This window comes from Ancylobacter sp., assembly GCF_965249975.1.
Classification (GTDB): Bacteria; Pseudomonadota; Alphaproteobacteria; order Rhizobiales; family Xanthobacteraceae; genus Ancylobacter.
Genome location: NZ_CBDFNE010000004.1, coordinates 722,695 through 735,143, shown reverse-complemented (window position 1 = coordinate 735,143; position 12,449 = coordinate 722,695). Strand labels below are relative to the sequence as shown.

General features: G+C 66.4%; 13 protein-coding genes and 1 tRNA gene. 5 read left to right on the top strand and 9 right to left on the bottom strand.

Going from position 1 to position 12,449, the window contains the following annotated elements; genetic code table 11:
- Positions 1 to 25 precede the first annotated feature (25 nt).
- Entirely contained in the window at positions 26 to 1,246 is a 1,221-nt protein-coding gene (fabB, locus tag ACP2AH_RS08005) for a beta-ketoacyl-ACP synthase I (RefSeq protein WP_425105302.1), read from the bottom strand.
- Positions 1,247 to 1,329: 83 nt separating this feature from the next.
- Positions 1,330 to 1,836, bottom strand: coding sequence for a 3-hydroxyacyl-[acyl-carrier-protein] dehydratase FabA (gene fabA, locus ACP2AH_RS08000; protein WP_244450849.1), 507 nt, complete (start codon positions 1,834 to 1,836; stop codon positions 1,330 to 1,332).
- Positions 1,837 to 2,295: 459 nt separating this feature from the next.
- On the opposite strand from fabA, the gene irrA reads away from it, so the two are divergent.
- On the top strand, positions 2,296 to 2,820 hold the full coding sequence (irrA, locus tag ACP2AH_RS07995; RefSeq protein ID WP_279613732.1) for an iron response transcriptional regulator IrrA: 525 nt from the start codon (positions 2,296 to 2,298) through the stop codon (positions 2,818 to 2,820).
- Between the two features lie 73 nt (positions 2,821 to 2,893).
- On the opposite strand, the gene ACP2AH_RS07990 is transcribed toward irrA, so the two are convergent.
- On the bottom strand, positions 2,894 to 3,736 hold the full coding sequence (locus tag ACP2AH_RS07990; RefSeq protein WP_425105301.1) for a LysR family transcriptional regulator: 843 nt from the start codon (positions 3,734 to 3,736) through the stop codon (positions 2,894 to 2,896).
- Between the two features lie 95 nt (positions 3,737 to 3,831).
- Between ACP2AH_RS07990 and ACP2AH_RS07985 the strand changes: the two genes are divergently transcribed.
- A complete protein-coding gene (locus ACP2AH_RS07985) occupies positions 3,832 to 4,233 on the top strand; it encodes a tautomerase family protein (RefSeq protein WP_425105300.1) in 402 nt (133 codons plus the stop codon).
- A 61-nt stretch (positions 4,234 to 4,294) separates the two neighbouring features.
- Here ACP2AH_RS07985 and ACP2AH_RS07980 read toward each other — a convergent pair whose 3' ends face one another.
- Entirely contained in the window at positions 4,295 to 5,320 is a 1,026-nt protein-coding gene (locus ACP2AH_RS07980; RefSeq protein ID WP_425105299.1) for an MBL fold metallo-hydrolase, read from the bottom strand.
- Between the two features lie 84 nt (positions 5,321 to 5,404).
- On the opposite strand from ACP2AH_RS07980, the gene ACP2AH_RS07975 reads away from it, so the two are divergent.
- Entirely contained in the window at positions 5,405 to 6,259 is an 855-nt protein-coding gene (locus ACP2AH_RS07975; protein ID WP_425105298.1) for a helix-turn-helix domain-containing protein, read from the top strand.
- A gap of 126 nt (positions 6,260 to 6,385) precedes the next feature.
- Here ACP2AH_RS07975 and ACP2AH_RS07970 read toward each other — a convergent pair whose 3' ends face one another.
- A complete protein-coding gene (locus ACP2AH_RS07970; protein WP_425105297.1) occupies positions 6,386 to 8,230 on the bottom strand; it encodes a M3 family oligoendopeptidase in 1,845 nt (614 codons plus the stop codon).
- 133 nt (positions 8,231 to 8,363) lie between these two features.
- Between ACP2AH_RS07970 and ACP2AH_RS07965 the strand changes: the two genes are divergently transcribed.
- Positions 8,364 to 9,089 (top strand): histidine phosphatase family protein, encoded by a 726-nt coding sequence (locus tag ACP2AH_RS07965; RefSeq protein WP_425105296.1) that lies wholly within the window; start codon positions 8,364 to 8,366, stop codon positions 9,087 to 9,089.
- Positions 9,090 to 9,144: 55 nt separating this feature from the next.
- On the opposite strand, the gene ACP2AH_RS07960 is transcribed toward ACP2AH_RS07965, so the two are convergent.
- Positions 9,145 to 9,420: a hypothetical protein gene (locus ACP2AH_RS07960; RefSeq protein WP_425105295.1), complete on the bottom strand. Its 276-nt coding sequence runs from the start codon at positions 9,418 to 9,420 to the stop codon at positions 9,145 to 9,147.
- A 172-nt stretch (positions 9,421 to 9,592) separates the two neighbouring features.
- Here ACP2AH_RS07960 and ACP2AH_RS07955 point away from each other — a divergent pair, with 172 nt between their 5' ends.
- On the top strand, positions 9,593 to 9,847 hold the full coding sequence (locus ACP2AH_RS07955) for a hypothetical protein (RefSeq protein ID WP_425105294.1): 255 nt from the start codon (positions 9,593 to 9,595) through the stop codon (positions 9,845 to 9,847).
- Between the two features lie 97 nt (positions 9,848 to 9,944).
- On the opposite strand, the gene ACP2AH_RS07950 is transcribed toward ACP2AH_RS07955, so the two are convergent.
- The 3 genes from ACP2AH_RS07950 to cpdR all read right to left on the bottom strand — a co-directional run bounded on the left by ACP2AH_RS07950 (position 9,945) and on the right by cpdR (position 12,387).
- Complete coding sequence (locus ACP2AH_RS07950; RefSeq protein WP_425105293.1) at positions 9,945 to 11,405, bottom strand: hypothetical protein; 1,461 nt, start codon at positions 11,403 to 11,405, stop codon at positions 9,945 to 9,947.
- A gap of 435 nt (positions 11,406 to 11,840) precedes the next feature.
- Positions 11,841 to 11,915, bottom strand: a tRNA-Val gene (locus ACP2AH_RS07945).
- Between the two features lie 112 nt (positions 11,916 to 12,027).
- Positions 12,028 to 12,387, bottom strand: a complete 360-nt coding sequence (cpdR, locus tag ACP2AH_RS07940; protein WP_244450848.1) for a cell cycle two-component system response regulator CpdR — start codon at positions 12,385 to 12,387, stop codon at positions 12,028 to 12,030.
- Positions 12,388 to 12,449 lie beyond the last annotated feature (62 nt).

The window sequence follows — 12,449 nt, the reverse complement described above, 5'->3', positions numbered from 1 at the left end:
GGTTCCTTCCGCCCCGCCGCCTCGATCACGCCTCGGGATGCTGGAACACCAGCACCGCATTGGCCCCGCCGAAGCCGAAGCCGTTGGAAAGCACCCGCTCCAGCCGCGCATTGTCGACGCGCTCGCGCACGATCGGCATGTCGGCGAAGGCCGGGTCGATTTCGTCAATATGGGCGCTCGCCGAGATGAAGCCGTTCTGCATCATCAGGATGGAGTAGATCGCCTCATGCACGCCGGTCGCGCCCTGCGAATGGCCGGTGAGCGACTTGGTGGCCGAGATCGGCGGCGCCTTGTCGCCGAACACGGCGCGGATCGCCTCGATCTCCTTGAGATCGCCGATCGGGGTCGAGGTGGCGTGCGGGTTGATGTAGTCGATCCCCCCCTTCACGCCGGAGAGGGCCAGCTTCATCGCGCGGGCCGCGCCCTCGCCGGAGGGTGCCACCATGTCGGCGCCGTCGGAGGTGGCGCCATAGCCGACGATCTCGGCATAGATACGCGCGCCGCGCGCCTTGGCGTGCTCCAGCTCTTCCAGCACCAGCACGCCGGCGCCGCCGGAAATGACGAAGCCGTCGCGATTCTTGTCATAGGGGCGCGAGGCGACAGCCGGGCGGTCATTATAGTCCGACGACATGGCGCCCATGGCGTCGAACAGGCAGGAGAGCGTCCAGTCGAGATCCTCGCAGCCGCCGGCGAACATGATGTCCTGCTTGCCGTACTGGATCATCTCAGCGGCGTTGCCGATGCAGATATTGGTGGTCGCGCAGGCGGCCGAGATCGAATAGCTCAACCCTTTGATCTTGAACCAGGTCGAGAGCGTGGCCGACGCCGTGGAACCCATCGCCTTCGGCACGGCGAAGGGGCCGACGCGCTTCGGGCTGTTGTTCTTGCGCGTGATGTCCGCAGCCTCGACGATGGTGCGGGTGGACGACCCGCCCGAGCCCATAATGAGCCCGGTGCGCTCGTTGGAAATCTCGTGCTCTTCCAGGCCCGCATCGCGGATCGCCTGATCCATGGCGACATGGTTCCACGCCGTGCCGCCGCCGTGGAAGCGCATGGCCCGGCGGTCGACCACCTCGCTGGCGTCGAGCTGGGGCGCGCCATGCACCTGGCTGCGGAAGCCGAGCTCGGCATAGGCGTCGGCCCGGCGGATGCCGCTCTTGCCCTCGCGAAGGGAGGCCAGCACCTCCTGGGTGGAGTTGCCTATGGACGAGACGATGCCCATTCCGGTTACGACAACACGGCGCATAGGCTTCCTTTCCTTCAAAGCACGCGAGAAGATCGAGACAGGCGAGATGGCCCCGCCCGGATGGCGCCGCAAGGGCGCCCGGGTCAGGACTGGAACAGGCCGACCTTCAGGTCGCTCGCGCGATAGATCACTTCGCCATCGGCTTCCAACCAGCCATCGGCAATGCCGAGCACCAGCTTGGAACGCATCACGCGCTTGAAGTCGATGCCGTACACGACCTTCTTCACCGTGGGCAGCACCTGACCGGAGAACTTGATCTCGCCAGCGCCGAGCGCCCGCCCGCGGCCGGGAGAACCGAGCCAGCCGAGATGGAAGCCGACGAGCTGCCACAGCGCATCAAGGCCGAGGCAGCCGGGCATGACCGGATCGCCGATGAAGTGGCAGCCGAAGAACCAGAGGTCCGGCTTGATGTCGAGTTCAGCCCGCACATGCCCCTTGCCGTTGGGGCCGCCATCCTCGGAAATCTCGGTGATGCGGTCGAACATCAGCATGGGCGGAGCGGGAAGCTGCGCGTTGCCCGGCCCGAAAAGCTCTCCGCGCCCGCACGCGAGCAGTTCCTCGTAAGTGAAGCTCGTCTGCCGCTCGACCATCGTCTCGGTATTACCCACGCTTGCTGTTTCCATGCCTTGAGCGGCCCGCAGCCGCCGGTTTTGTGCGGCGCGCGCGGGCACTCTCCGGCCCGGCCACCTGACGCAGCGCGCTTCCTATCACAGCGCCCCGCGCGCTCAAAGCCGGCCGGGCGCCTGCGGAGATGCCGAAAATGTCATCCCTATGACAATACCCGTGCACCGCCGCGCCGGAAAGTGGCAGAGGGTCGCCTTCGGCGCGGGCACGTGGGGAGCTGCGCCGTACCCGCCGCAGATTGGAACTGTTACGATTATTCCGCCCGATATTGCCCCGGCGGTCACCGTACCGATATAATGCCAAGTGAAAAATGTGCCCTGTGCCCGCTTCCGGCCTTGCAGGAAGCGTGTGGCGGGGCCGGAGTTGCGGATCGACCTTGTCTCTCCCTTTGGGGGAAAGGCGGTAACGATGGTTCGGAAGACGAGATGAGCGAAGTTTTTCGCCCCCAGAACGTAGCCTTCTCCCGCATGGTGGTGGAAGAGGACGGTCCTGTGCTGCCGGTCGCCAAGCTGCGTGACGGCGCGGGCCGCACCGGTTGCCCGTTCCACGATGTGCGCCACATGCTGCGCGATGTCGGCCTGCGCCCCACCCGCCAGCGCCTCGCGCTCGGCTGGCTGCTCTTCGCCAAGGGCGACCGCCACGTCTCGGCGGAAATCCTGCATGAAGAGGCGATCAAGGCCCGCTTCCCCGTGTCGCTGGCCACCGTCTACAACACGCTGCACCAGTTCACCGAGGTGGGCCTGCTGCGCGAGCTGGCGGTGGACGGCTCGAAAACCTATTTCGACACCAACCCGTCGGACCACCATCACTTCTTCCTCGAAGGCGAGAACAATCTCGTCGACATTCCCAGCGCCTCGGTCGAGGTGGAGCGGATTCCCGAGCCGCCGGAAGGCTATGAGGTCGCGCGTGTGGACGTGGTGGTGCGCCTGCGCCCCAAGCGGCGCTCCTGATCCACGCCATCCCGCGAAATGTTCAAGGCCGGTCGCTCGACCGGCCTTTTTCGTTTTTGGCGGCGACGCCGGCTCATGCCCGCAGGAAAGCAGCGAGTTCGCGCAGCGCGGTTTTCGCAGGTGCATCGCCAGCGCGGGCGACCAGCATGACGGTCGCCGTCGGCAGAACGGGCAGATTCAACGCCGGGCCGACCTCGACGCTGCCCGCTGGTGCGAGATGGGCCGCCATGGGCGCGACGGCGAGCCTCGCCGCCACCGCCGCGCCGACCGATGACACACTGCCGCCCGTGAAGGCTTCGCGCCAGCCGATCGCCGCCGAATCGAGCGCAGCGATGGCGGCCGCGCGCACGCCGCAGGGCGCCGCCAGCAAGGCGAGCGGCAGGTGGCCGTTATCGGCGTGCCAGCCGGGGCCGGCAAACCAGCCATAGCGGTCCTGCCGTAGCATCTGACCATCGCGCCGGTCGCCCTCACGACGTACCACGACGGCGTCGAGATCGCCGGCGTCGAAGGCATCCAGCAGGAGCCGCGAAAAGCCCATGCGGATGTCGAAGACAAGGCCGGGGCTCGCGGCGGCCAGCCGCCGCAACAGGCCGGGCAGCGTGTCGCCGGTGACATGATCGCTGATGCCAAGTCGTAGACGCCGCGGCGGCGCCGCGTCCCACAGCCGCGCTTCGCGATCCGCCGCCAGCAGGCGGCGCGCACGCTCCAGGAAGGCCGATCCATCTGCGGTGAGTCGGACCAGACGCGGCGTGCGTTCCAGCAGGGTGCGGCCGAGCCGGTCTTCCAGCTTGCGCAGCTTCAGACTTACCCCGGCCTGCGTGCCACCCAGCGCCTCCGCCGCGCGGGTGAAGCTGGACAGTTCCGCCACATGGACGAAGGCGCGAACCAGTTCGAGGTCGAGGGGCCGTTCAGTCATGATGATATGTTATCACTGATATATTCAATGATAGCATTTTATCATGTATCTCGACGCGCTACGAGTCTCCGCACAATGTTGCAAGGAGACGCGCCATGCCGATGATCCAGATAAAATACGCCACCGCCGCTGCCGCCGCCGGGCTGGATGCTGCTCTCGCCGCCCGCGCGTCGCATCTCGCGCAGCAGCGGCTCGGCAAGGACCCGGCACTCACCGCGGTGCTGGTGGAGCGCGCCGACCCGGCGCACTGGTTCTGTGCGGGGCGCAGCCTCGCCGAAGCCGGTCTCTCCGGCTTCTGGCTCGATATCCGCGTGACCGAGGGGACAAACACCAAGGACGAGAAGGCGGCCTTCATCGCCGAGACCTTCGCCGCCTTCGGCGACATACTCGGCCCCCTTCACGCGGAAAGCTATGTGCATGTGGTCGAAGCGCGCGGCGACGCCTATGGCTATGCCGGCCTCACTCAGGAGCGGCGCTACATCGCCGCCCGGCCGTAAGGCCAAGACCGAGTACCTTTCCGGTGAACCCCTGTTCACCGGAAAGCCCCCCTGCGCACACTCACTCGGCCAACTGATAGGTGAGCGGCAGCCAGCGATACCCCTCGCCCCGCCGCTCGACATAGCCGAGCGAGGGGAAGGAGGTGTGATAGGCGGCCACCAGCACTTGGTCCGTCGCCGCCATGTCGTAGATTTTTCGCCGCGTGGCGGCGCCCGCTTCCTTGTCCTGGTCGAACAGCGCGTGCCAGTCCGGCCGCGCCAGCGAGGCCACCTCATGGTGGGCGCAGTCGCCCCACACCAGCAGGCGCTTGCCTCCGCTTTCGACATGGAAGGCCAGATGCCCCGGCGTGTGCCCATGCGCCGCCACCGCGCGAATGCCGGGCAGCACCTCACCATCCGCCGCGAGGAAACTCGTCTTGTCGGCCAGCGGCAGAACATGCGAGCGAAACACGACGGCGGAGCCGTATTCGTTGCTCTCCTTCGGCGCCGCCAGCGGCCTGTCGCTCTTCCAGAAATCGAATTCGGTGGCGCCGATGACGTAGCGGGCGTTCGGGAGGGTCGGCTTGCCCTCGTTCATCAACCCGCCGACATGGTCGGGATGGGCATGGGTGATCACCACCACGTCCACCTGCTCCGGAGCATAGCCTGCCGCGACAAGCGACTTCACCAGCTGACCGCCCGCAGGTGGCGGGACGAAGCCATTGGCGCCATTGCCGGCGTCGAACAGCACCAGTTCGCGGCCAGTGTTGACCAGCGTGGGGGAGAAGCCGGGCCGGAAGCGTTTTTCGGGCAGCAGGTTCGCCGTCATCAGCGATTCGACCTCTCCCGCCAGCCGGTCCTCGCCGACGATGGGCCATGGCCCGTCGATCATGACGCTGGCGTCGAGCAGGCTGGTCACCTCGAAACGACCGAGTCGGAACCGCTGGAAGCTGGGTGTCGAGGGTCCAAGGTCCGGCGCGGCGGCGCGCGCCGGCTCGGCCCGCAGCAGCGCTGGGGCGGCAACGAGCCCGAGGGCGGCGGCGAGCGTCTGGCGACGCGAAAGGGCGGGCCGCAGGCGATGGCCGGGCGGCGAGAGAGGGGCGGGCATGGGCGTCCTCCGGGCCGGCTTCGCGGCGGGCCGTTTTGATGTTCAAATGGCCGCGTCGGGCGCGCAGCGTCGAGGAGGCTACCCATGGCCCCGCCGGATCGCTTGTATGAACGTGCGCCGCCCGCCCCTGCCCGGCTGGCGGCCGGACCGCTCTGGCATCTCGACGCGACGCGCACCTGCTTCATCGGGCCGCTCACCTACAACGCCCCGCACCAGCATGGCGCGCCGGTGTTTCTCGCCGGCATCTATGGCGATTTCCGCCTGCGGCTCGCGGGCGGCGATTGGCGGCGGGCACGCACGGCGATGATCCCGGCCGGGATAGAGCATGAACTTGACGTCGGCGGGCAGCCAATCGGCGTGCTGTACATCGAGCCTTCGCTGGGGGGGCCGGCCTGCCTGGCGGCGCTGACCAGCGACGCGGAAGAAAGCGGCGGCGCCCTTCTCGGAGCGGCCGGCGAATTCGCGCCGCTACGCGCGCTCTGGGAGGATGCCGGCAGCGCCGACTGGGCCGGCGAGGCGCTGGACGATTTTCTAGGCTTCGGCGCGCGACGGGCGCGGCGCCCGCTCGACCCGCGCATCGCGCGCATCATTGCCTCGCTCGACGAAGCCGATGACTGGCCCGGCGTCGCCGATGCCTGTGCACGGGTGGGCCTTTCCGCGCATCATTTCCAGCATCTGTTCACGCGGGAAGTCGGCGTGCCCTATCGCCGCTACCGGGCATGGCGGCGTCTGCGGCTGGCGATCGGCGCCGTGGCGAGCGGCAGCCACCTGACCGCCGCCGCGCATGAGGCCGGCTTCTGCGATCAGGCCCATTTCACCCGCACGTTCCGCCGCACCTTCGGCGCGCCGCCCTCATGGAGTCTGAGCGGCGTGCGGATGTCGGGCGATCCGGCGCGGCAGCGCACCGCCGCGCCGATGTCGGAACCGCCGGCGCGTTGATCCGCAGCGCCGGCTAGAGCGTTTTCGAGCGAAGTGGATACCGGTTCGCGTGAAGAAAACGCGACAAAACAAAGAGTTAGATCATTTCACTGTTTCCGTGAAACGGTGAAATGATCTAAGGCGCGCTCACGCCTCTTCCATCGCTTCCAGCTCGCCGATCATGCGCTCGATGAGGCCGAGACCGGTCTGCCAGAAGGCGGGGTCGCGGGCATCGAGGCCAAAGGGCTTGAGCAGTTCCGAGTGATGCTTGGTGCCACCCGCCGCCAGCATGGCGAGATAGCGCTCGGCGAAGCCCTCCTGGGCGTTCTCATAGACCGCATAGAGCGAGTTTACCAGGCAGTCGCCGAACGCATAGGCGTAGACATAGAAGGGAGAATGGATGAAGTGGCCAATATAGACCCAGTAATTCTCATAGCCGGGCCCGAGATGGATGGCATCGCCCAGGCTCTCCGACTGAACTTCCATCCAGATGGCGCAGATGCGCTCGGCGGTGAGTTCGCCATTCTTGCGCTCGGTGTGGATACGGCGCTCGAAGGTGTAGAAGGCGATCTGCCGCACCACCGTGTTGATCATGTCCTCCACCTTCGAGGCCAGCATCGCCTTGCGGGCGCGTGCGTCTGGCGCCGCCGCCAGCAGCCGGCGGAAGGTGAGCATTTCGCCGAACACCGAGGCGGTCTCCGCCAGGGTGAGCGGGGTCGGCGCCATCAGCGCACCGTTCGGCGCCGCCAGCACCTGGTGCACGCCATGGCCGAGTTCATGGGCGAGCGTCATCACGTCGCGCGGCTTGCCCATATAGTTGAGCAGCACATAGGGGTGGGCGGAGGGCACGGTGGGGTGGGCGAAGGCGCCCGTCGCCTTGCCCGGGCGCACCCCGGCGTCGATCCAGCTCTTGTCGAAGAAGTCGCGGGCGATGTCGGCCATGCGCGGGGAGAAGGTGGAATAGGCGCCGAGCACGGTATCGCGCGCCTCGTCCCAGCCGATAGGGCGCGTCTCCACCTTGGGCAGCGGCGCGTTGCGGTCCCAATATTCCAGCTTCTCCTTGCCGAACCACTTGGCCTTCAGCTTGTAATAGCGATGGGCCAGGCGCGGATAGGCGGCGTGGACGGAGGACACCAGCGCGTCGACCACTTCGCGCTCGACGCGGTTGGCGAGATGGCGGGAATCCGCGATGTCCTCGAAGCCGCGCCAGCGGTCGGAGATTTCCTTGTCCTTGGCCAGCGTGTTGGTGATGAGGGTGAACAGGCGCAGATTATCGCCGAACACCTTGGCCAGCGCCTCGGCGCCCATGCGGCGCTTTTCCTCTTCCGGCTCGGCGAGGAAGTTCAGCGTCTGCTCCAGCGGCAGGCTCTCGCCGCCGACCTCGAAGCGCAGCCCGGCGATGGTCTCGTCGAACAGCCGGTTCCAGGCGCCGCGGCCGGTGACGCCCTTTTCATGGAACAGATGCTCGATGCGGTCTTCCAGCTGGTAGGGCTTCTCCGCCCGCACATCGTCGATCCACGGCCGGTACTTGGCGAAGGCGGGATCGGCGAGCGCCGATTCCATCTTGGCATCGTCGAGCCGGTTCAGTTCCAGCGTGAAGAACAGCAGATGCGTCGAGGCGTCGGTGAGCTTTTCCTGCACGTCGCCATAGAATTTGGCCCGCACGGGATCGGTCGTGTCGCCGGAATAGATGAGGCCGGCATAGGAATAGAGCCGGCCGAGCCGGTCCTCGATTTTCTCGTAGCGGGCGATGATCAGCGCCATCTGTCCGCCGGCATCCACGCCGTCGAGCACCTCAGCCAGCTTGCCCTTGTAGGCTTCCTCGAAACCCGCCGACTCGGTGGCGACCGCGGCGAGGTCGGCCGTGAGCTCGGGCGAATCCATCGCCGGATAGAGGTCCGACAGGTCCCATTGCGGGAGGGAGCCAAGGGCGGCGGCGGACGCCTCCGGCGAGCGGGGCGCGAAGGCGAAGGAATCGAAACGGCGCTGCATGGTCACTCCGGCGGGTAAGGCGAGGTGGCAGTGATATCGTGTGCCTTGGCGGGCTATCAACCATCCCGTTGCGAATTGGCAGCGTCGCCAAGGCGCGGCATTCTCGCCTGAACCTGCGCGCCCCGAGGAAGAAATGCGACCGCTGCTCCGAATTCTCGCCTGCTCGACCCTGCTCGCCACTCTCGGCACCGCGCTGGCCGAGGCGGCGCCCCGCCGGATCGTGATCGTGCGGCATGGCGAGAAACACACAGCGCTGACCCTCTGCGGCCTCGGGAAGGAACGCGCACAGGCGCTGGCGGCGCAATATCTCAGCCCGACCAGCCCGATGAGCCTGATCCGGAACGACCCGCCCGCCGCCATCCTCGCCATGACGCTGCACACGGTGGAGACCGCCCGGCCCATCGCCCGCGCCTGGGACATGCCCCTCACCGCGCCGCCGATCGGCTATGTGCCGATCCGCAACAACCGCTATTTCAATTCGAAGCTGAACGTCGTCAATCGCGACGTGGCGCGCGATCTCCTGGAGAATCCGCGCTGGCACGGCAAGACGGTGGTGATGGTGTGGGAGCATTTCCACATCGCCAGCGCGGCGCTGGAGGCGGAATTCCCCGGCGAGGAGGTGACGCTGCGCCAATTGCTGCATCTCGACCAGGTGAAGGGGGTCAAGGGCGGCGTGCCGAAGACCTGGCCGGATAGCAATTACAATTTCTTCTGGATCCTCACCTATGATCGGCCGGAAGATACCGTGCCCAGCCGGTTCGAGGTGGTGCGGCAGTATTTCGCCGAGCCCTATGCCAATTTGCCTTCCAATGACTGGGGCGCGCCGGAGCCCCGGCCGGCAAACAGCGGCTGCTCCTGACAAAAAAAGAGCGCCACGGGGGCGCTCAGTTTAGGTCCATTTGGGATCGGCACGGTCAGTCGAAAGTGCGTTTCATCTTCTGCCAGGGCGAATTCCTGCCCTCGTAGAGCGGGCCGAAGAAGGCACGCGTCTTTGACTGGCCTTCCGTTTGGCGCACCTGCTGTTTGCGCACCCGCTCATGCTCGCGCACCTGGGCGCGGTCGGGATTGTCGCCGAACCGCGCCGTATCGCGGGGACCGACCGACGTTGCGCCGGCCGGAGCCGCCGCGAAAACAAGGCCAGCAGCCACCAGAGCGGCAACGCCGACCGAACTCATCCGAGTTTTCGTCATGTTGACCTCCTCAAGAAACAATCGTCTGGCCGGACAACACACGGCACGGAAAATAGTTTCCAATAGAGGCGACGATCGACAAAATAACCGCTCTTGTCGCACGCCCCGCGCCCATACGCGCGGAACCTGTCCCGCGTCGCACCGTTAATTGCCGACACCACGGGGGGACGCCATGACACTCGCTTCTTCTACCACCGCCGCCTTTACCCCGCCGCTGCGCCTCAAGGGCGAGGCCGAGGCGGTGGTGATCCGCACGCTCGATGAGGCGCTGGTCTTCGCCGAGCGCAACCCGCATCCCGAAGGCGACTATGAAGGGATGATCCGCCGCCTGCAGGGCGCCCATCGCGAGGAAGACTTGATCGAGGCCGCGAACGCCTTCCGCTGGTGGTGCGAGGCCAATGGATTGCTGGACGAAAGCGTCGGTTGAGCGGCCTGCGCAAGCCATAAAATGACAGCGCCCCGGCGCTCCATGACGGAGGCCGGGGCGCGTGTTTGCCGGGACGCACGGTTCTAAGTCGCTGGCCCTACTGGCCGAGCAACCGCACCACGGCAATGTTCTTGCTGCCATCCTTGGCGGTGGTGACGCCGCCGACGACGATGAGCGCATCGCCCTGCATCACCACACCGCTCGCAATGTCGTCGCCATCGCCGAGCGAGAGGTTGACGATGCCGTTCGGCGTGCCGTCATTGGCGGTGCCGAAGGCCTCGTCCAGTTCGCCCTTCGGATTGTAGCGCAGCACCGCGATGTTGGTGCTGTTGCCCTCCTGGTGATAGCCGGCGACGACGATGTTGCCGTTCTTGTCCATCGTCACATCGGTCGCGTAGTCATTGCCAGCGCCGAGCGAGGTCGACACGAAGCCGTTGGGCGTACCGTCCTCGGACACGCCGAAGGCCTCGTCCAGCGAACCGTCGGCATTCAGGCGGGCAACGATGACATTGGTGCTGCCGTCCTTAGAGACGGAGTCGCCGGCGACGACGATCTTGCCGTCGGCGCTGAGCGCCACCGCGTTCGCCTCGTCCGAGCCTTCGCCCAGCGAGAAGCTGGCGACGCCGTCCGGCGTGCCGTCATTGGCCTTGCCGAAGGTGGGGTCCAGCGTGCCATCGGCCGTGAAGCGCAGCACCGCGATGTTGGTGTTGCCCTTCGGCCCATGAGTGCCGACGACGACGATCTTGCCGTCCTGAGCCACGGCCAGGTCTTCACCGACATCATTGCCGTCGCTGAGCGATACGGCGGTGAAGCCGTCCGGGGTGCCGTCGCTGCCATCGACGCCGAATTTGGCGTCCGCCGTGCCGTCCGTGTTCAGGCGGCCGACGACGATGTTGGACGTGCCGTCCTTGGCAACCGTGGTGCCGGCGATAACGACCTTGCCGTCGGCGGTCAGGCCCACCGCGTTGGCAATGTCATTGCCGTCGCCCAGCGAGATGTTCACCACACCGTCCGGCGTGCCGTCATTGGCCTTGCCGAAGCTGGAGTCGAGCGTGCCGTCGGTGTTCAGCCGCAGCACGGCGATGTTGGTGCTGGCGCCTTCCTGATGATAGCCCGCCACCACGATCTTGCCGTCGCCCTGCACCGCCACGTCGGTAGCGAAGTCGTCGCCCTCGCCGAGCGAGATGTTGACCACGCCGTCCGGCGTGCCGTCATTGGCCTTGCCGAAGCTGGCGTCCAGCGTGCCGTCCTTGGCGTAGCGTAGCACGACGATGTCGTTGCTCTTGCCATTGTTGCGGTTGCCGACGACGACAACCTTGCCGTCCGGCGTGGTGGCGATGCCGTTGGCGATATCGTCCCCGTCACCCAGCGACGTGCTGGCGACGCCGTCCGGCGTGCCATCGGCCGTGCCGGCACCGAAGCTCTTGTCCAGCGAACCCGGCCCGGTCGCATCGGCCGCGATGGCGCCGCCGAAGCCCGCCGAACCGCACGCCAGCGCCACCGCAATCGCCAGCGCCGCGCAGCCGCCGCGCACGTTGGTCCAATTTAGATGAGTCATGTTGCTTTCTCTGCCCCCAATGTCGGGAAACTTACTATAATACCGCTTACGCACTAGGAATAGCCTTATCTCGGGCCCTTGACAGGCACGGCGCAGACCAGAGGCGGCTTATGATGCGCATGGGCTCGGACAGGGCGATGACACCGCTCGCCCCACCGGCCGAGGCGCCGGCATCGCTGGCGCCCGACGGTTCTTTAGTACTCCCGAGAATGAAAAGGCGACAATCCCTGCAGGGGCGCGGCTGTCGGAAGCTGTTCCAAAATGGAGCGAATAAAGCACCCAGAATGGAAGCAATTTCGGTGTTGAGCGACTTGGGTGGCGCACGCGAATGGGTTGCCCCGCAGAGCGACCGGCGCGGCAAGGATTAAGCAAGCGGCGGCACGGAGGCAGGGTCATGCCCTGCGACGATCGGCCTGCGATGTGTGTGGTGTGGAATGGTGGGCGCGACAGGGATTGAACCTGTGACCCCCTCGATGTCAACGAGGTGCTCTCCCGCTGAGCTACGCGCCCATTCCGTGGTCTCTTGCGAGCGGGGCTCCCCTATAACCAGAAGCCCGGCTTGGTGCAAGCGGGGAATGGCGGCTGTGGATGACGCCGCCCTTCCCCGCCGATCGGGCGAGCGTCAGGCCGCCAGCATCTTGCCGACTTCGTTGACGAGATCGCGCAGATGGAAGGGCTTGGAAAGCACCTTCGCATCCTTCGGTGCCTGACTGTCGGCATTGAGCGCGACGGCGGCGAATCCGGTGATGAACATCACCTTGATATCCGGGTCGAGATCGGTGGCGCGGCGGGCGAGTTCGATTCCGTCCATCTCCGGCATGACGATGTCGGTGAGGAGAAGCTCGAACGGCTCCTCGCGCAGCCGGTCATAGGCGGAGCGGCCATTGTCGAAGTCGGCGACCTCATAGCCGGCATTCTGCAGCGCCTTCACCAGAAAGCGGCGCATGTCATTATCGTCTTCGGCGAGCAGGATCTTGAGCATCCCGGGCATCCTGATTGTCCTGAGGCGGCCATGGCGGGCATCGGGCGAACCGACACGCGCAC

What these genes read in the sequence shown, in the direction of transcription:
- fabB (WP_425105302.1), bottom strand. Translation starts at nt 1,246, where the DNA reads ATGCGCCGTGTTGTCGTAACCGGAATGGGCATCGTCTCGTCCATAGGC.
- fabA (WP_244450849.1), bottom strand. Translation starts at nt 1,836, where the DNA reads ATGGTCGAGCGGCAGACGAGCTTCACTTACGAGGAACTGCTCGCGTGC.
- irrA (WP_279613732.1), top strand. Translation starts at nt 2,296, where the DNA reads ATGAGCGAAGTTTTTCGCCCCCAGAACGTAGCCTTCTCCCGCATGGTG.
- ACP2AH_RS07990 (WP_425105301.1), bottom strand. Translation starts at nt 3,736, where the DNA reads ATGACTGAACGGCCCCTCGACCTCGAACTGGTTCGCGCCTTCGTCCAT.
- ACP2AH_RS07985 (WP_425105300.1), top strand. Translation starts at nt 3,832, where the DNA reads ATGCCGATGATCCAGATAAAATACGCCACCGCCGCTGCCGCCGCCGGG.
- ACP2AH_RS07980 (WP_425105299.1), bottom strand. Translation starts at nt 5,320, where the DNA reads ATGCCCGCCCCTCTCTCGCCGCCCGGCCATCGCCTGCGGCCCGCCCTT.
- ACP2AH_RS07975 (WP_425105298.1), top strand. Translation starts at nt 5,405, where the DNA reads ATGGCCCCGCCGGATCGCTTGTATGAACGTGCGCCGCCCGCCCCTGCC.
- ACP2AH_RS07970 (WP_425105297.1), bottom strand. Translation starts at nt 8,230, where the DNA reads ATGCAGCGCCGTTTCGATTCCTTCGCCTTCGCGCCCCGCTCGCCGGAG.
- ACP2AH_RS07965 (WP_425105296.1), top strand. Translation starts at nt 8,364, where the DNA reads ATGCGACCGCTGCTCCGAATTCTCGCCTGCTCGACCCTGCTCGCCACT.
- ACP2AH_RS07960 (WP_425105295.1), bottom strand. Translation starts at nt 9,420, where the DNA reads ATGACGAAAACTCGGATGAGTTCGGTCGGCGTTGCCGCTCTGGTGGCT.
- ACP2AH_RS07955 (WP_425105294.1), top strand. Translation starts at nt 9,593, where the DNA reads ATGACACTCGCTTCTTCTACCACCGCCGCCTTTACCCCGCCGCTGCGC.
- ACP2AH_RS07950 (WP_425105293.1), bottom strand. Translation starts at nt 11,405, where the DNA reads ATGACTCATCTAAATTGGACCAACGTGCGCGGCGGCTGCGCGGCGCTG.
- cpdR (WP_244450848.1), bottom strand. Translation starts at nt 12,387, where the DNA reads ATGCTCAAGATCCTGCTCGCCGAAGACGATAATGACATGCGCCGCTTT.